The organism is Helicobacter sp. MIT 21-1697 (assembly GCF_026241255.1).
Lineage (GTDB): Bacteria > Campylobacterota > Campylobacteria > Campylobacterales > Helicobacteraceae > Helicobacter_C.
Map to the genome: position 1 here is coordinate 283,934 of NZ_JAPHNC010000001.1, position 17,199 is coordinate 301,132.

The 17,199-nt window shown below is 36.6% G+C and carries 18 protein-coding genes and 1 tRNA gene; 5 read left to right on the forward strand and 14 right to left on the reverse strand.

What is annotated here, in order from left to right; genetic code table 11:
- Positions 1–24: 24 nt before the first annotated feature.
- Positions 25–2,910, reverse strand: a complete 2,886-nt coding sequence (locus OQH61_RS01420; RefSeq protein ID WP_266025450.1) for an FtsK/SpoIIIE family DNA translocase — start codon at positions 2,908–2,910, stop codon at positions 25–27.
- Positions 2,911–3,251: 341 nt separating this feature from the next.
- Between OQH61_RS01420 and OQH61_RS01425 the strand changes: the two genes are divergently transcribed.
- The 5 genes from OQH61_RS01425 (at position 3,252) to OQH61_RS01445 (ending at position 8,431) form a co-directional block, all read left to right on the forward strand.
- Entirely contained in the window at positions 3,252–4,724 is a 1,473-nt protein-coding gene (locus OQH61_RS01425; RefSeq protein ID WP_266025451.1) for a hypothetical protein, read from the forward strand.
- 132 nt (positions 4,725–4,856) lie between these two features.
- Positions 4,857–5,789 carry a branched-chain amino acid transaminase gene (locus tag OQH61_RS01430; protein WP_266025452.1) on the forward strand — a complete coding sequence of 311 codons (933 nt, stop codon included), beginning with the start codon at positions 4,857–4,859 and terminating at the stop codon, positions 5,787–5,789.
- A 1-nt stretch (position 5,790) separates the two neighbouring features.
- On the forward strand, positions 5,791–6,891 hold the full coding sequence (locus tag OQH61_RS01435) for an SPFH domain-containing protein (protein WP_266025453.1): 1,101 nt from the start codon (positions 5,791–5,793) through the stop codon (positions 6,889–6,891).
- Positions 6,892–6,895: 4 nt separating this feature from the next.
- Positions 6,896–7,591, forward strand: coding sequence for a bifunctional phosphoribosyl-AMP cyclohydrolase/phosphoribosyl-ATP diphosphatase HisIE (hisIE, locus tag OQH61_RS01440; RefSeq protein ID WP_266025455.1), 696 nt, complete (start codon positions 6,896–6,898; stop codon positions 7,589–7,591).
- A gap of 21 nt (positions 7,592–7,612) precedes the next feature.
- On the forward strand, positions 7,613–8,431 hold the full coding sequence (locus tag OQH61_RS01445; RefSeq protein WP_266025457.1) for a DUF2393 domain-containing protein: 819 nt from the start codon (positions 7,613–7,615) through the stop codon (positions 8,429–8,431).
- Here OQH61_RS01445 and OQH61_RS01450 read toward each other — a convergent pair.
- The 13 genes from OQH61_RS01450 to OQH61_RS01510 form a co-directional block, all read right to left on the reverse strand.
- Entirely contained in the window at positions 8,400–9,557 is a 1,158-nt protein-coding gene (locus OQH61_RS01450) for a metallophosphoesterase (protein ID WP_266025458.1), read from the reverse strand. The two genes, OQH61_RS01445 and OQH61_RS01450, sit on opposite strands and share 32 nt — an antisense overlap.
- A 103-nt stretch (positions 9,558–9,660) precedes the next feature.
- A complete protein-coding gene (gene rplT / locus OQH61_RS01455; protein ID WP_266025459.1) occupies positions 9,661–10,014 on the reverse strand; it encodes a 50S ribosomal protein L20 in 354 nt (117 codons plus the stop codon).
- 78 nt (positions 10,015–10,092) lie between these two features.
- A complete protein-coding gene (rpmI, locus tag OQH61_RS01460; protein ID WP_266025460.1) occupies positions 10,093–10,287 on the reverse strand; it encodes a 50S ribosomal protein L35 in 195 nt (64 codons plus the stop codon).
- Between the two features lie 20 nt (positions 10,288–10,307).
- Positions 10,308–10,832 (reverse strand): translation initiation factor IF-3, encoded by a 525-nt coding sequence (gene infC, locus OQH61_RS01465; protein WP_266025461.1) that lies wholly within the window; start codon positions 10,830–10,832, stop codon positions 10,308–10,310.
- Complete coding sequence (gene thrS / locus OQH61_RS01470) at positions 10,829–12,643, reverse strand: threonine--tRNA ligase (RefSeq protein WP_266025462.1); 1,815 nt, start codon at positions 12,641–12,643, stop codon at positions 10,829–10,831. The genes infC and thrS overlap by 4 nt, the downstream gene beginning before the upstream one ends.
- A gap of 2 nt (positions 12,644–12,645) precedes the next feature.
- Positions 12,646–13,203: a ribosome recycling factor gene (gene frr, locus OQH61_RS01475; protein WP_266025463.1), complete on the reverse strand. Its 558-nt coding sequence runs from the start codon at positions 13,201–13,203 to the stop codon at positions 12,646–12,648.
- 3 nt (positions 13,204–13,206) lie between these two features.
- Positions 13,207–13,611: a preprotein translocase subunit SecG gene (gene secG / locus OQH61_RS01480; RefSeq protein WP_266025464.1), complete on the reverse strand. Its 405-nt coding sequence runs from the start codon at positions 13,609–13,611 to the stop codon at positions 13,207–13,209.
- Positions 13,612–14,040: 429 nt separating this feature from the next.
- On the reverse strand, positions 14,041–14,832 hold the full coding sequence (locus tag OQH61_RS01485; protein WP_266025465.1) for a UDP-N-acetylmuramate dehydrogenase: 792 nt from the start codon (positions 14,830–14,832) through the stop codon (positions 14,041–14,043).
- 4 nt (positions 14,833–14,836) lie between these two features.
- Positions 14,837–15,103, reverse strand: coding sequence for a flagellar biosynthesis protein FliQ (fliQ, locus tag OQH61_RS01490; RefSeq protein ID WP_011115280.1), 267 nt, complete (start codon positions 15,101–15,103; stop codon positions 14,837–14,839).
- A gap of 33 nt (positions 15,104–15,136) precedes the next feature.
- Positions 15,137–15,235 (reverse strand) — tRNA-Sec (locus OQH61_RS01495).
- A 57-nt stretch (positions 15,236–15,292) separates the two neighbouring features.
- The gene (locus OQH61_RS01500) at positions 15,293–15,847 is read right to left on the reverse strand and encodes an FKBP-type peptidyl-prolyl cis-trans isomerase (RefSeq protein ID WP_266025466.1); all 555 of its coding nucleotides are present in this window, start codon (positions 15,845–15,847) and stop codon (positions 15,293–15,295) included.
- Positions 15,844–16,680, reverse strand: coding sequence for a hypothetical protein (locus OQH61_RS01505; RefSeq protein ID WP_266025467.1), 837 nt, complete (start codon positions 16,678–16,680; stop codon positions 15,844–15,846). Before OQH61_RS01505 ends, OQH61_RS01500 begins: the two co-directional genes overlap by 4 nt.
- 18 nt (positions 16,681–16,698) lie before the next feature.
- Positions 16,699–17,163 carry an OmpA family protein gene (locus OQH61_RS01510; protein WP_266025468.1) on the reverse strand — a complete coding sequence of 155 codons (465 nt, stop codon included), beginning with the start codon at positions 17,161–17,163 and terminating at the stop codon, positions 16,699–16,701.
- Positions 17,164–17,199 lie beyond the last annotated feature (36 nt).

The window sequence follows — 17,199 nt, forward strand, 5'->3', positions numbered from 1 at the left end:
CTATAAATTTAAATTAAACACTTATTAATCATTCCTCAAAGTGCCTTCTCCTAATATCTCTCGCACACCTTTGACATTAGGCGCAGATAAGAATCCTTCGCGTTCAAGTTGCTCAATAATGTTTGCTGCTTTGTTGTAGCCAATGGACAAGCGCCGTTGCAAATAGCTTGCAGATGTTTTTTTATCTTGCAAAATAATATTTTTTGCCTCTGTGAGTAAATCATTATTTTCGCTACCTAGATTCTCTGTATTTTCGCTCATAAGATTCTCCTTTTCATCAAGCATAAAATTTTTATCATATTCTACACTTTGCTGTGATTTGATAAATTCAACAACTTTCTCAATTTCTTCCTCTGTATTCCAAGGTGCGTGCAAACGTATCACTCCACCTTCACGTGGAGGTGTAAAAAGCATATCGCCATTACCAAGCAAAGATTCTGCTCCAAAAGTATCAAGAATGATTCTAGATTCTGCATTTTTACTCACCTTATAGCTAATGCGCGAAGGAAGATTTGTTCTGATGAGTCCTGTAAGAATTTCCGCACTTGGACGCTGGGTTGCCACGATAAGATGTATGCCACAAGCGCGTCCCATTTGAGCGATTCTCGCAAGGGAAAATTCTACTTCCTTGCCTCCTGTCATCATCAAATCTGCTAATTCATCAATGATAATCACAAGATAAGGGAATTTCTCTCCATCCTCATTTATTATCTTGTGATTATAGCTATCAATGTCTTTGGTGCGCATTTCGCTCATTAGGTCATATCGTCTATCCATTTCAGCTAGCGCACTATTTAAGCCTATAATGGCTTTTTTGGGTTGGGTAATAATGGGGGTGATAAGATGAGGAATATCTGCATATATGCTAAATTCTACCTTTTTTGGGTCAATCATAAGAAGTTTGAGATTATCAGGTGCATTTTTATATAGCAAAGAGAGAATCATTGCATTAATCCCCACGCTCTTACCACTTCCTGTCGTGCCCGCAATGAGCAGATGAGGAGCTTTTTTTAAATCTGTGATAAAAGGATTGCCGATAATATCTTTACCAAGTGCGAGGGTAAGTGGCGAAGTAGAACTCTTAAATAAATCAGATGCTAAAACCTCACGCAAATAAATTGTCTGCATCGTATTATTGGGAATCTCAATTCCTACCACATCTTTTCCCGGAATAGGAGCTTGGATACGAATTGAACGCGCACGCAACGCCATAGCCAAATCATTTTCAAGGGCAAGAATCTTGCTTACTTTAATATGAGGAGCTGGGCGAAATTCAAAGGTTGTAACAATAGGTCCCGAATAAGTGCGCACAATATCTCCCTCTATATTGAGGTCTTTGAGCTTTGCTAATAAATCTTCTATCTTTCTATCAATTTCGCTCTCATCAATCTCATTTTTTTCCTCCAATGGCTGATTCAGAAGACTTATGGGAGGAAGTTTAAAATGAAGTGGTTTATTGACTTTGCCATATTCAAGGTTATCAAGCAGTGTTTTATTTTCAGCAAGTTCTGTTACTTGGATTCTGCTTGGCTTTGGTTTTGGGTTTTGCTCTTGTGGGATTTCTTGCACGATAGAATCTATCCAATTTGCATTTTCTGCTGGTGTCTCTTGAATATTGATATTGGGTGTTTGTGCCATAGTGTGAGAGATGGTATTTTGGGGATTTGATTGTATAGTGTTTTGTGTGTGTTGGGGCATTTTTTCTTTGGGTGGGATAGGTGGTTCAATCTCTGATTGTATGGGCGTAAGTGGTGGGAATGGCTCAAAATGGGGCATTTGTGTTTGGAGATTGTCATCATATTGGGCATAATTAAAAAGCGTTGCATTTGTATGAGAATCTTGTTTTGGTTGAGTGGGTGCTTGTGCAGCAGCTTTTATATTTTCATCTTTGATGTGAATGGGAGTGATAGAAGATTCTTGTTTGGGTGCAGTTTGTAAGAATACATTAGGGTTAATCGGACGCGGAGGAGGCGTGGAAATTTCTTTGGTATCTGATGTTTGGAATAGGGTATCAGTTTGTGATGATGTGCTTTCTTGAGGCGGAGTGGATTCTTGTTGAGGCGCTACAACTTTTAATTTTGAATGCTTCAATGCGGGTTCAGAAAGAGCAGTGTGTTGGTGGAGTTTGAGATTTTGAAGCATATCAAAATGTTTTGCAACTTGATTTTTGAAAAAATCCTCCAAGTTTGTGTCTTCAGAGGCTTCAACAATTTCTAATTGAGATACTTGAGGCTTGTGCGATATTGTAGGCTCTAAAGTATCCAATGGTGGTTGTTCCATAGCATTTGTAGATTCTGTATTTACAGATTCTGTTTGAGGAGAGGAGGAGTGTGTTTCATCAAAAGTTTCTTCTATAATGACATCTCTAAAATCATAATGCGCCTGTGTGGTTCGCTCTTGTGTAGCAGTTTGTAAATCAAGCACATCTTGTGTATTTTTGGCAAAAAGTTTTTGTAGAAATGGTGTAATGCTTACAACGCAATGCGCTAAAAGCTTCTTAATGAAGCTATAAGATGAGGCAATGCTATGTTTTAAAAAATCAAATCCCACGAGAATCTTATTTTGTATTTGTTTGAAAAGTAAATCAATGTTATGTTGTGTAGAAATAAGCCACGAAAAAAGAAAAAAGAATAAATCAAGCACCCATATACCAAAATAGCCAATGTAATCCTTTAAAAAGAGTATAAGACTATTGCCAAAAGAGCCTTTATGGGAGAGAAGAGATTGTAAAATCAATAATGCTACAAAAAAAAGTGAAAAAGATACAATAAGTTCAAGTCGCCTAAAAGTGAGATTTGAATGTTTATAAAGACAATATGCAGGGTAAAATAAAAAAAGCGGATACGCATAGGCGACATAGCCAAAGATGCTGATATTAAGATGAGCTAAATGTATGCCAAAATTACCCACGAGTCCATAACTACCAAAAATAGTTGCTACGCAAAGAAAAAGTAAAATAATATTAAGCCCAATGTAAAAATATAATTTTTTTATGAGATATCCTTTATTATTCCTTTCAACTCCATAAATTAATCTGCCCTCAATAATGACAATTCTGATGTGGGAATATAATTTTGTGTTGATTTAAGATACAATTTGTATTATATCATAAAGACTTTGATAACTCATTTATAGATTATATTTTTTTTTATTTTTATTGAGCTAAAATTGTCCCCTATGCAATGCTATATACACAAGATATATAAAAACAAAAGTGTAATTTAGAGTTTTAAGAATTAAGGAGCGCAATAGTGCATGGTAAAATATTGAGATATTCAAACCAAACAAAAAATGGTGTTATTATTAATGCAAATAAGAAAATTTTTGAATTACGTGGAAAAAATTGGCACGATCAGCGAATGATGCCAAGCACAGGTATGCTTGTTGAGTTTCGGCTTGATGATGATGGTAATATAGTTACAAGCTGTAAGGCTTCAAAGTATCAGCATTTTCCAGAAGGAGGACTTTTACGAGAGATTGACTTTTGGCGCACTAATACTGATGAAGAGCTTAAAAGTAAAGAATCTGATGCGCAAGGAAATATTGCTAAACAGATTTTTGAAGAAACAGATTATTATAAACTTAACAGCATTGAACTAAGCACACCTATTCAAGATACAATAAAGAATTATTTTCAAGCAGAGTTTAATGCACTTAAATCTATTGAGGGAATGGAGAGTGAGCAAAATGAACCACAAACAAGGATTAATTATATTATTCTCAAACCTTATCTTTCAAAGGCGATTGATTTTTTAGTTTTTAATGACCGACACGTAACTATTGATAATTTTGCCGATGATTTACAGATACTCAAAAAGCTTGAATACTCCTATAAGCAGTTTCAAATTAATACCAATCTCACAGCTGATAAGATTTATCAAGAATGTTTTCTTGATGTGCAATATCACTATAAAGGCGTATTAAGAGCAATAGAAAACTTTAACGAACAAAAGCTTTCTATGCAAAATAAAATTCGTGTAGGTTCTATGGAACTGCGTTCAATTCAATCTAAAATTGATGCAAAAAAAGGCGACCCACAAGCATTAGAAGAGAAAAAAAAGCGCACGATGGCTGTTATAGCCAATGCAGAAGCCGATATTAAGGTTATCACTGAAACTTTTGAGAGGCTTAAATCTCTTGCTGAAGACTTTAAAAAAGAGAATCTTGCAAAGTTTGAAAGTGTATTTAATAAAATGTATGATCTTCTTGTGAGCAAAACAAAAGATGCTATGGATGTTTGTGCTACATACATTGATGATAAGCTTTGGAAGCTTGGTATGGCTTCACTTGCTATTAAAAATGTATTTTTTAAACATAATTTAAATAGTCCTTTTTGCTCAATGACTTTTTTAGGCAATCATACTAAAATGCTTGATAAGGCGAAGTTGCGTGATAATGAATATGCTGTGTATCAGTATTATAATAGATATATGCAAAAAAATGCTAAGCATTTTTTAATTTTTACAGATAATCCAGATTTTGGCTTGGAGCTCAAGATTAAAATTATGGCAGCAAGTAAATTTCACAATGTGGTGATTTTCCAAAAAGAGATTGAATATTTCAGTGCCGTAAATCGTCAAGCTTTTGAGCTTATTTATATTGATTCTGAACTTAGATTCCAAAAACCTGCATCTATTATAAAAATCGGTAAAGAATCTAAACGTAATAAAGAAACCAATTTTGCACTTCTTTCTCTAAGTGAAGTGAAAGCACTTGAACTTTGAGAGAGAAGGTTTGTAGAATTTATGTTAGATTTTGCATAAAAAGCCTTGTTTTATTTAAGGCTACTTAGGGAAAGTTAGCAAACTTTTGCTACAATCTAGCACATTATTCTAAAATACAATGAGGGGTTTTCTATGAAAGAAGCACAATTTATTTGGAAAGATGGCACTCTTGTGCCGTGGGCTGAAGCTACGACACATATTTTGAGCCATACATTACATTATGGTAATGCTGCCTTTGAAGGCACAAGAGCCTATATGACAAAGCAGGGATTAGCTATTTTTCGTCTAAAAGATCACACAAAGCGACTTTTAGATTCTGCTAAAATTGTATGTATTAAGTCTCCTTATACACAGCAAGAACTAGAACGCGCACACATTGAACTCTTAAGGGCAAATAGAAATGATTATCAAGGCAATGTGTATATGCGCCCGATTATTTATTTGGGCTATGGTGTTATGGGAGTTAGTCATATTAAAGCTCCTGTAAATGTTGCAATTGCTGCGTGGGAGTGGGGAGCATATCTTGGTGATGAGGGCATAAATAATGGTATTAGAGTCAAAACAAGCTCTTTTGTTCGTAATCCCGCAAAAGCTTTTATGGGCAAGGCAAAGGTAGCTGCTAATTATCTTAATTCTCAAATGGCAAAGCACGAGGCGCTTTCTTGTGGTTGTGATGAGGCATTGCTCCTTGATGATAATGGTTTTGTGGCAGAAGGGAGTGGCGAATGCTTTTTTATTGTGCGAAATGGTAAGCTCATCACTCCACCACACGCGAATACTTTAGAATCTATCACTCAAGCGACAACCATAGAAATTGCTAAAGATATGGGAATACCATTTGAGCAGCGAAATATTACGCGCGATGAGGTATATATTGCTGATGAAGCCTTTTTTACAGGCACAGCAGCAGAGATTACACCTATAAGAGAGCTTGATGCTCGTATCATTGGTAATGGCACAGCAGGGGAGATTACAAAATCTCTCCAAAGAGCATATTTTGCTGTTGTTAATGGAGAGAATCCGCGTTATGAGCATTATTTGACTTATATTGACAAGGAGAAATAAAATGCCTATTGACTTAAATGAGCACCTCAAGAAAAAACGTGCGCAGCTTGATGAAAACAAAGCTGAATCCAAAAATGAATCCACAAAAGGTGGCAATGGTGGTGGGAATCGTCCAAGTGGGAATAACAATCGGGGGAATAATAATGGTGGATTCAATATAGAATCTTTCCCTATGCCTTCTATGCCAAGCGGTAAGTCTCTTGGTGTACTTGTGGTTATTGTGTTGTTAATTATTATTTTTATTGCAGCGCGTCCATTTGTGATTGTCAATGCTGGAGAAGTAGGGATTAAAGTAACCACAGGGAAATATGACCCAAAGCCTCTTGACCCGGGATTGCACTTTTTTGTGCCTATCATTCAAGATGTAATCCTTGTAGATGCAAAAGTGAGGACTATCAATTTTTCGCGTAGCGAGGATATGGGTAATGTAGGGCGAGAGCAGAGCATATTACGCAATGATGCGATAAATGTTATGGATACAAGCGGTATGACAATTTCTATTGAACTTACCGTGCAATATCAGCTTGAACGCGATAAAGTTCCTGCAACTATTGCAGAATACGGCACTTTATGGGAGCAAAAAATTATCAATCCTGTTATTCGTGATGTGGTGCGAAGTGCAGTAGGTAATTATCCCACAGAAGAGCTTCCTACTAAACGCGATGAAGTAGCGAGTCTTATTTACACAGGTTTTAAAAGCAAACTTGATGCTACGCCCAATCAGCCTGTAAAGCTTGTATCAATTCAACTCCGCGAGATTGTGTTGCCAGAACAGGTTAAAACGCGTATTGAAGGTGTTGAGCTTGCAAAAAGAGATGCGCAAAAGGCTAAGGAAGAAGCAAATGCTTTGCGTGAGCGTGCAAAAGGTAAGGCTGATGCTTTAGAGATTGAAGCAAAAGGTCAAAGTGAAGCAAACCGACTTGTAAATGAAAGCCTTTCACAACGTTTGCTTGATTTGCGCCAAATTGAAACACAAGGAAAATTTAATGAGGCATTAAAAGAAAATACAAATGCACAAATCTTCCTTACACCCGGTGGAGCAGTGCCAAATATTTGGGTAGATTCCAAAAATAAGCAAAAAAGCACCGCAATAGGACAATAATTTTATGCAAGATGTGGTTGGGCAAATTGATTGGAAACGTTATGAGCTTATTCCAACTATCGTGCAAGAAAAGCAATCTCAACAGATTCTTATGTTGGCTTATTCGTCAAAGCAATCTCTTGAATTGAGTTTGCAAACACATCTTGGACATTACTTTTCACGTTCTAAACAGAGAATCTGGCAAAAAGGTGAGCAAAGTGGGCACATACAACATATCAAAGAAGTAAGGCTTGATTGTGATAATGATAGCTTGCTTTTTATTGTAGAGCAAGTAGGTGCGGCTTGTCATACGGGAGCGCAAAGCTGCTTTTTTCATACATTTTCACTTGATAAGAGTTGTCAAAATATTCCTATTTTTTCACCACAAAAATATCCTATGGGCATATATCATATACTTGATGAGCTTTATCATATTATAGAACAAAGAAGGTATGAGAGCGTAAAGGATTCTTATAGTGCTTCACTTCTTGCCAAAGGTGCAAATGGTATAGGCAAAAAAATCATTGAAGAGGCAGGGGAATTGTGCTTTGCGCTTAAGGATAGAGATGAGGAAGCTATTATCTATGAATGCGCAGATTTATTTTATCATATACTTGTAGGCTTAGCTTTAGAGCATATTGCACCAGAGCGTATTTTGCAAGAGCTTCGTAGGCGTATGGGGCAAAGTGGCATAGAGGAAAAAGCCTCACGAAAGCATTAAAGCATTCATATAGGAATCTAAATGGTAGAAAAACTCAAAACACTCCTTATACAAATGGTGTCTTATTTGTCTATATATGAGATTGCAGTATTGCTTGGGATTTTTTTTGTTTTTATTATGATTTTTACACTTGGTTTATTGCTGCGAGGAAGGAGATTTATCGCAAGTTTTTTCTTTTTTCTTTCTATATTGGTGATTTTTTCTGCTCCTATTGTATTGCAATTTGTAATGCAACGCGTGTTATACCCCATAGATGTAGGTATCACAAGTGCGCACGCTATGCAATATACCAAAGGTTTTTTTGTGGCAGGGCATATCACACATAAGGGAAAAATTGCCATTAATGAATGTCATATTGCTGTGAATGAGGTGCGTGATGATAAGAATAATAAGGTTTTGCAAGTGTTGAATACGATTATGCCAAAAAGCTCATCGGGGACAACTATTAGCATTGATATTGGAGTAGGGCAGAGCAATGATTTTGCGGTAATTGTCCCACATTTTGAAGCAAAAGAACCATTTTTATATAGAATCTATGTGGATTGTTATTTTTCAAATAAATTCGCACAAAAAATGCAAAAAAATAATCACAAGCAAGATATAGATATTTTAAAGCCACAAATTCCACAGCCTGAAGTTTTACCTCAAGCTCCAAAACAAGAAGAACAAGAAAAAGAATCTGAACAAGAGGAACACATAACAGAGCCGATACAAGATTTATCACAAGAGACACAAGAGCGTAGGGAGGAGCAAAATTCTCAACACAATATAGCCGATGAGAGTAGCGAAACTAGTGAAGATAAGAATCTTAACGAGGAGGCACAAGTTCAAGGAGCGTAATTTCGTGCTTGCTCCCTATACGCATAGGTGGTCCCCAAAACCCTGTGCCTTGTGAGACATATACTTTTGTTTGATAAAGATTCTTTAATGTATGTAATTCGGAGATAAAAGGTTGCTGCAAGAGCATAGCAAGGGAGAATGGAAAAATTTGTCCGCCGTGTGTATGTCCGCTTACTACTAAATCAACTTTATCATAAGGTGCTTTGAGGTAATCAATGATTTTAGGTTGATGTGCGAGGAGAATTGTAGGGAGATGAGGATCTATATTTTTAAATGCCTCATCAATATTTGGTTCTAAATATCCTACTCGCCAACCCATAAAATCAGCTATTCCTACAATATTGAGTGTATTTTTGAGAGTGTAATTTTGATTGACAAGTATATGGAATCCAAATGATTTGAGCTCTTTAAGGATATTTTCTACATCGTGGAAGTATTCGTGATTGCCCAATACATAGAATATGCCCTCATTTGCCCTAAGATTTTTGAGCTCTTTGAGGGCATTTTGCACATTTTTTAGTGGTGCATCTACGATGTCTCCGATGAGAAATATCATATCTGCATTAAGCTCATTTGTCATTTTGACAATTTGTTTGACTTTACTTTCCTCCATAAGCCCACCGATATGCACATCACTTAAAACTGCTGCTTTAATAGGTGTGTTTAATCCTTCTAATTCAATATTTATATGCACAATATCAGGTTTTTTTGCGCCATTATAAGTGCCAAAGACAAGGACGATAAGAGTAAGGAGCAAAATACTTACTTTTGTCCTGTGTCTCCAGCGAGCACGAGCGGATTTGGTGCGCAGTGTGATTATGATAATGGAGCAGCATTGATACAAAAAAGCAGCCATTGCAAACAAAAAGGTAATGCCTAAGCAAAGCGAAAGCAGAAAATAAATTACTTGTGGCACATAAGCACTATTGCGTAAAAAGAGATATGCTATACAACTTATAGCATTAAAGTAGGTAAAGATTTTCCACATAAAGCGCACAAAAAGTTTAGCGGAAAGCGATTTGAGTAGTGCTTTGTAAATATAAATATGGAGCACAATAAAAACAAATGAACCTATAAAAGGAAATATAGCATTTTGCATCTGCGCAAAATGTGGTATATCCTGCATAAATGCTCCTTGTAAAGGTTATTTTTGAAGTGAGTGAGATTCTATCAATGTAGGACTTAAAAGTTTATAAGCAAGATTATCAAATCTTGCTTTGTATTTGAGATTATTTGAGTTTATCTTGGACACTCGCAAGGACAGCATTAAATGCATTTATGTCATTCATTGCCATATCTGCAAGCGTTTTTCTATCAAGCTCAATATTTGCAAGTTTAAGAGCGTGTATAAAGCGTGAATAGCTTACTCCATTCATTTTACACGCAGCATTAATGCGCGTAATCCATAATCGCCTAAAATCGCGTTTCTTTTGCTTTCTATCGCGGAAAGCATAGCACATACTGCGTTCAAGCTGTTCTTTTGCTTTTCTAAAATGTTTGCGGCGTCCGCTGTAAAAGCCTCGCGCAAGTTTTAGAATCTTTTTATGTCTTCTTCTTCGGACAACGCCTGTTTTTACTCTCATTATTTCTCCTTTACCTTAATTGAGGTGTAAGCTATCGCTTCTCTTGCCCATAAGTTTTATTTATGGGGAGTGGATTCTCTAAACCATACAAAGTAGGCTTTTTACAGAATCAACATTAGTGCTGTGAACATATTTTGGTGCATTCAAGTTTGCTTTGCGTTGAGGTGATTTTTTTGTTAAGATATGATTTTTAAACGCACTACCACGTTTAATTGCATTTTTCTTAAACTTAAATCGTTTTGCTGCACCGCGATTTGTCTTCATCTTTGGCATTATCTCTCCTTTCATAAGATTTAGTGTTTATCTTTTTTCTTTGGCACATACAGCACATTGAGGTATTTTCCCTCTAGTTTGGGCTCTTTTTCTGCCGTGGCAATATCTTCAAGCATCAGCGCGACTTTGCCAAGTGTCTCCATTCCTGCATCAGGAATATTGAGTTCGCGCTGTTTGAGAAATACTTTAAATTTCACGTGTTTGCCAGATTCTAAAAATTCAATCGCGTGTTTTACTTTATAATTAATGTCGTTTTGGGCAATTTGCGTTGAGAGCTTAATCTCTTTAATCTCAATTTGCTTTTGCTTTTTGCGCGCCTCTTTTTGTTTTTTTTCAGCTTGGTAACGAAACTTACCATAGTCCATTATTTTACACACAGGTGGCTTAGCATTGGGTGAAATGAGTACTAAATCAAGCCCAGCCTTGTTGGCGAGATTCAAAGCTTCTTTAGATGAAATAATGCCATACACTTCACCACTATCACTTACGCAACGCACTTCTTTAAAATCTATCTCCTCATTGAGTAATACTTCTTCTTTGCTCAAAAGCTAACCTCTCCTATTTTTGTTTTTAATGTAGCGATGAACGCTTCTTCAGGGAGTTCATATTGCGATTTCTCCCGCCTATCTCGGATTGAAAGAATCTTGCTTTCTACTTCTTTTGCACCAATAACGACAATCAAAGGCACTCGTTGTTTTTCAGCAAGTCGTATTTTTTTGTTTAGGCTTTCATTTTTATCCATAAGCTCGGCATATGCGCCACTTTGAACAATAATTTTATCACGCAAGATTCTTGCATATTCAAGCTGTGCTTCACCAATAGGAATTAAAATTACTTGTGTAGGTGCGATAAAAAGCGGAAACTCACCACCAAAATGCTCTGTTAATATTGCCACAAATCGCTCAAATGAACCAAGAATGGCGCGATGAATCATAACAGGTTGCACTTGAGTATTATGCTCATCAGTATAGCTAAGCTCAAAACGTTCAGGGAGATTCATATCAATTTGTATTGTGCCACATTGCCATTTGCGTTTAAGCGCATCAGTAATTTTAATATCAATTTTAGGACCATAGAATGCCCCGCCTCCCTCATCAATTTGATAATGTATGTGATTTTCCTCAAGCGCATTTTTGAGTGCAGCTGTGGCATTTTCCCATATTTCATCATTACCGATAGATTTTTGCGGACGCGTGGAGAGTTCCATTTCATAATGGAATCCAAAAGCATTCATAATGCCTTTTGTAAAGTTAAGAATCTGATGAACTTCAGATTTGATTTGGCTTGTCATACAAAAAATATGTGCATCATCTTGCGTAAATTCCCTCACACGCAACAACCCGTGTAACACGCCACTTCGTTCGTGTCTATGCACTATACCATATTCATAAAATCGCAATGGCAATTCTTTGTAACTTCGTGGAGAGCTTTGATAGACTTTAATATGTCCGACACAATTCATCGGCTTAATGCCATATTCTTGTTCATCAATAATTGTAAAATACATATTTTCTTTGTAATTGCTATAATGTCCGCTTTTTTTCCATACATCACTTTTGAGAATCTCTGGTCCTCTGACAGGCTCATAGCCTCGCTCTTTGAGTGCTTTGGTAAGTAAATGCTCAATATTATGCCTTAATCTCGCTCCTTTGGGTAGCCATATAGGCAGTCCTGCACCAATTTCTTCATCAAAGGTAAAAAGTCCCATTTCTTGCCCAAGTTTGCGATGGTCGCGTTTTTTAGCTTCTTCAAGGGCGAAAAGATAATCTTTGAGTGATTGTTTATCGGCAAAAGCAATACCATAGATTCTAATAAGCATTTGAGCATTTTCATCACCACCAAGATACGCACCTGCAACTTTAGTAAGTTTGAAATGTTCTAAAAGTTTTGTATTAGGGAGATGGGGTCCTCTGCATAAATCCTCAAAATCGCCTTGTGTATAAATACTAAGGCGTTCGTCTGGAATGCGACTTATTACCGCAGCTTTAAGCTCATCGTGAGCGAATCGTGTTTGCACTTCTTTGCGCGAAAGTGTCATTTTGGTGATAGGATAGGCATTTTTAGCAACTTCTTTCATTTTTGATTCTATCACTGGGAGGTCTTCTTCGCTGATTTTGGCATTGACTTTGAAATCATAATAAAAGCCTTCATCAACGACAGGACCGACAAAGAATTGTGCTTCAGGATAAAGGATTTTAATTGCTTGAGCCATTAGATGTGCGCAAGAGTGGCGGATAATTGCTAAAGATTCTTCTGAATTGTCAAAAATAATGCAATCCCCGCTAATACCAAGCTCATCTGCTGTGCAGAGGTCATAAATGTGTTGATTGTGTTTGATGCCTATAATTTCACTCATTGCTATACTTTCATCACCTCTTCTTCTTTATGCTTCACCATTTCATCACATTTTTTGACAAATTCATCAGTATATTTTTGAATCTCTTCAAGTGCTTTTTTATTTTCATCTTCAGTAATGCTTTTGTCTTTTTCTAGCTTTTTGATAGCATTATTTGCATCTTGTCGGATATTGCGGATAGCAACTTTTGCCTTTTCGCCCATAGATCTAGCATTTTTGGCTATCTCTTTGCGTTGCTCTTGTGTCATAGGAGGAAAAAAGAGTTTGACGCATTCGCTATCACTATTTGGATTCACTCCGATATTTGCCTCTTGGATAGACTTTTCAATTTCTTTAATGAGTGGCTTTTCCCAAGGAGTGATGATGATGGTTGTAGCATCTTGAGCAATCACAGAGCTTACTTGATTAAGCGGTGTAGGGGTATCATAATAATCTACGCGAATATTATCTAAAATACTTACACTCACTTTTCCGCTTCGCAATGTGCCAAAATCTCTACGTAAAGATTCTATTGTTTTATCCATATGTGATTTAGCATTTTGGTAAATCTCATTGAGCATTCATTATTCCTTTTGGTGCGTGTCTTGATTTTGCCCTTGAATAGGCTCTTGCTGCAAGAGTGGGGCAGATGGAGCAGCATTTTCATCAAGAATGAATGGATTTTGGGTTTGCGCATTTGGTGCAGTTGGCGCTGCAGGGGCTAATGTATTGCTTGGGATAGAATCAAGAATACTTTTTTGGCTTTGGGTATTATAGGTATAGCTTAAAGCAATGGTATTTAACACAAAAAGTAGTCCTAAAAACATAGTAAATTTGGCTAGAAATCCAGCAGGACCCTTTGCTCCAAAGACAGATTCATTACTACCGCTATATGCGCCAAGCCCGATACTTGAGCTTTTTTGCAAAAGCACAATAATAGTGATAAATATCGCTAAGACAATTTGCACAACAAAAAGAGTGGTTGTCATTTATTACTCCAACAAAAATAAGTATTTTCAAAATAAAGCATACGATTGTAGCAAAAAATTCTTATAACAAACTTGTAATGCCTTATTTTTGTGCTACTAAAAAATAAGCTATAATCATACCACAAAATGAAATTCATAAGGAACAAAATTGAGAATTATAGCAATTTTACTGCTTGAAGTATTTTTAACTTTAGGTTGTAGTATGTATTCGGAATATCAGCAAGGACGAGACAATATAGCACGAGAAAAAGAGAACATAAAGCAAGATTGTCTTAAAGAGCATAGTGAAGCTTATTGTAAAGTATTGCTATTAACAATAGAGTAGTGAAAAGAGCAACTATGCAAGAGATACATTATTAATGATTTTTGTTGCTATTACTCTTTTGTAGTAGCTTCCACAGCTGGTTATACCTATGAAAAATATACAATTTATTGTAGAATCTGCACTTCGCATTCTAAAACTATACCGCTTGCCTCAAATACACGCTTTTTGGCAAGTGTAATGAGAGAGAGTGCATCATCAAAAGTGGCTTTGCCTTTATTGATAAGAAAATTTGCGTGTTTTTCGCTAAAGGCTGCATCGCCAATATGATAACCCTTTAAGCCTACAGATTCTAAAAGTCTTCCGGCAAAATCACCTTGGGGATTCTTAAAACAGCTTCCACAGCTTGGTTCTTTAGGGTGGTGTTTGCGCAGGGCGAGAAAATCTGCTTGAAGTGTATTATCAAAACCCTCGCGTTTATAGAATCTAGCAGCAAGAATCACACCCTCTATACCACTATTGCGATAATTCATAGGGAAGGATTCGCTATTGTGCCACTCTCCATTGATATTGACAGCTTGAAGAATCTGTTTGATTTCATAGCTTTTCATTCCTGCATTCATTTTGACTAATCCACCCAAACTTCCCGGTAAAGCTTGAAGGAACTCTGCTCCAGCAAGATTGTGTGATTTAAAATAGCTAAAAATGCGCCCAGAACTATATGCACCGCCAATTTCAAGATAATCACCGCAATCCTTAAGATAGGCAAAATTTTTATCAAGCATAGCAAGGTTTTGTGCAGTAGGCGATATGAGCAGATTATTCGCTTTGCCAATAAGGTGCATATTTTGTGAAAGAGCAGTAATGGCGTCTTGTGGGGTTTGTATGATGGACACCTCAAGTGGCACACCGATTTTGAGGCTTGAATACTTTGCAAAGTTAATAATGTGAGTTTGCACGAGCTTAAAAATTGATATTAGAAATCATCGTAAAAAGCATACGCGTATAGTCTGTTATCATATTTATCATCCACGGCATAGTAAATATGATAACGGCGACAACTGCAAGAATCTTTGGCACAAAGGTAAGTGTCATCTCATTAATTTGGGTAGTTGCTTGAAAAATACTAATAAGCAAACCCACAATAAGTCCAGCTAAAAGCATAGGAAGCGAGAGAATAAGAGTAAGCTTATAAGTCTGAATCGCAAGTGCCATAAGTTGAGCTTCCATAGAGAATCCTTAATGATGTATTTGCAAATCTATTGGCAGGAGAGCGAGAGAATCGAACTCCCCAAGAATTAGACACCTAATCCTTCAATGGGTTTGAAGCCCAAGACGCCCACCAGAGACGTTTGCTCTCCTTGATTTAAGAATCTAAGAAATTCCTCTTAGATTCTGTATATTTTGCTTCCTTAAGCTCTAGTGGCTACAACCACAGCCCCCACCACTATGTCCGCCTCCACCACAGCAGCCACCGCCACTATGCCCACTACCACTACTACAACCACAGCCCCCACCAACACCACCTTGCAAAATTTCCATTTCTGTTGCTTCGCGCACATCAATGACTTTGACATCAAAGTTGAGTGTTTTACCTGCTAGAGGGTGATTATAATCAATAATCACAAACTTATCATTAAAGTCTTTTACGCTTACTTGCACGGTTTGTCCATCTTCTCCCTGTCCAAAGAGTGTCATACCAGCCTTAAGGTCAATACCTTCAAACTGCTCTCGTGCTACCTCTTGGACAAAGTCGCTTTGATAAACGCCATAGGCATCTTCAGGTTTGATAGTAGCTTTGACATTATCTCCTATACTTGCTCCCATAAGAGCGTTTTCAAGCCCACTGATGACTTGTCCTGAACCGACAAGAAATTCAAGTGGCGCACCATTTTTATTTGAATCAAGTAATGTATCATCTGCTTGATTAAAGACTTCGTATTCAATACTGACGATTTTGTTTTGAGCAATCATTTTTTTTCCTTATTTTGAGCTTTAAGTTTTTTGGCATTTTGTGCTTCTTTGCTTGAGGGGTAATTCCCTATCAAAGAATCCAAAAACTTATTATAGTTTTTTATATCTTTGATAGCGTTGAAAGATTGAGCGGTATGAAGCAAAAGTGTAGGCATATATTTTGTTTTATCATTTGCCATTGCGCTTTCTTTATAGTGATAGATAGCAGTATTATAGGATTTATCTGCAAAAGCAATTTCACCAAGATAAAAATGACTATCGGCTTTTTTGTAATCTATTTCAAGTAACCATTCAAAACGTTCTTTAGCAGATTCATATTCTGATTTTTTAAACATTTCTTGAGCTTGGGTAAAAATTTCTGATTTTTTATTTTTATCTTTGAGAAAGGTAGGTTTGTTTGTTGTGTTCTTAGTGGTTTGATTTGCAGGTGTATTATTAAGCTGTTTAAGTCCATCAAGAATGGCTTCATTAAGAGTAGAGAGGCTTTTGTTGATTTCTTGAATCTGTGTAGTAAGCATTTTTATTTCTTGTGTATTTTCATCAACTTTTTGCTTGAGGTTTTTGTATAGTTCATTTAATTCTTCAATGTTTTTTGCTTGTTGGGTAGTTTGGATAACTTGTTGTTGTAGCTTAGAACTTTGCGATTCATAGAGGCTTGAAACTCCCTCTTGTGCTTGCTGAATTGTATCAACTTTTTGCTGAAGATGAGTGATAAGGCTTTGAAGAGTTTTTATATCATTTTTTGTAACACCACTCTGCTTTTCAAAAGCAGAGGGCTCATTTGCATAAAATAAAAGAGGGATAAAAGCGACAAAAAGATAACGCTCTATCAACTCTATTTCCCATTAAATTTATTTTGCAAGTTTAAATTCAACGCGTCTATTTTCTTGATTACATTCAGGTGTATCACTTGTGCAAGTAGGTTTGCTTTCACCATAGCTCACTGTTTTAATTTGAGAAGCATTTACGCCACGTGTTGTCAAAGCATTTTTAACTGCATTTGCTCTTTTTGTGCCAAGCGCATAGTTATAGGCATCTGAACCATAAGAGTCAGTATGTCCTTCAAGCACAATTTTTGCACCTGTTCCTTTAAGGGCAATGGCACTCTTTTCAACACGATCTTCCATATCAGAACGAATATCATATTTGTCAAAATCAAATAAAACTTTTGCATAACCAGCAGCAGCTCCACCAGCTAAATCTACAAAATTATCTCCACCTGCAGCTTTTCCAGAACCAGAATCCGCTGCATCGGGCTCTGAACAACCCACTGAAATTAGTGCAGCTAAAACACCCATTGTAATATATTTTTTCATCATCAATCTCCTTAAAAATAAAATAGCGAGATTCTA

What these genes read in the sequence shown, in the direction of transcription:
- OQH61_RS01510 (WP_266025468.1), bottom strand. Translation starts at nt 17,163, where the DNA reads ATGAAAAAATATATTACAATGGGTGTTTTAGCTGCACTAATTTCAGTG.
- OQH61_RS01450 (WP_266025458.1), bottom strand. Translation starts at nt 9,557, where the DNA reads ATGCAGGATATACCACATTTTGCGCAGATGCAAAATGCTATATTTCCT.
- frr (WP_266025463.1), bottom strand. Translation starts at nt 13,203, where the DNA reads ATGCTCAATGAGATTTACCAAAATGCTAAATCACATATGGATAAAACA.
- OQH61_RS01445 (WP_266025457.1), top strand. Translation starts at nt 7,613, where the DNA reads ATGGTAGAAAAACTCAAAACACTCCTTATACAAATGGTGTCTTATTTG.
- fliQ (WP_011115280.1), bottom strand. Translation starts at nt 15,103, where the DNA reads ATGGAAGCTCAACTTATGGCACTTGCGATTCAGACTTATAAGCTTACT.
- secG (WP_266025464.1), bottom strand. Translation starts at nt 13,611, where the DNA reads ATGACAACCACTCTTTTTGTTGTGCAAATTGTCTTAGCGATATTTATC.
- rpmI (WP_266025460.1), bottom strand. Translation starts at nt 10,287, where the DNA reads ATGCCAAAGATGAAGACAAATCGCGGTGCAGCAAAACGATTTAAGTTT.
- OQH61_RS01500 (WP_266025466.1), bottom strand. Translation starts at nt 15,847, where the DNA reads ATGATTGCTCAAAACAAAATCGTCAGTATTGAATACGAAGTCTTTAAT.
- OQH61_RS01435 (WP_266025453.1), top strand. Translation starts at nt 5,791, where the DNA reads ATGCCTATTGACTTAAATGAGCACCTCAAGAAAAAACGTGCGCAGCTT.
- rplT (WP_266025459.1), bottom strand. Translation starts at nt 10,014, where the DNA reads ATGAGAGTAAAAACAGGCGTTGTCCGAAGAAGAAGACATAAAAAGATT.
- hisIE (WP_266025455.1), top strand. Translation starts at nt 6,896, where the DNA reads ATGCAAGATGTGGTTGGGCAAATTGATTGGAAACGTTATGAGCTTATT.
- OQH61_RS01430 (WP_266025452.1), top strand. Translation starts at nt 4,857, where the DNA reads ATGAAAGAAGCACAATTTATTTGGAAAGATGGCACTCTTGTGCCGTGG.
- thrS (WP_266025462.1), bottom strand. Translation starts at nt 12,643, where the DNA reads ATGAGTGAAATTATAGGCATCAAACACAATCAACACATTTATGACCTC.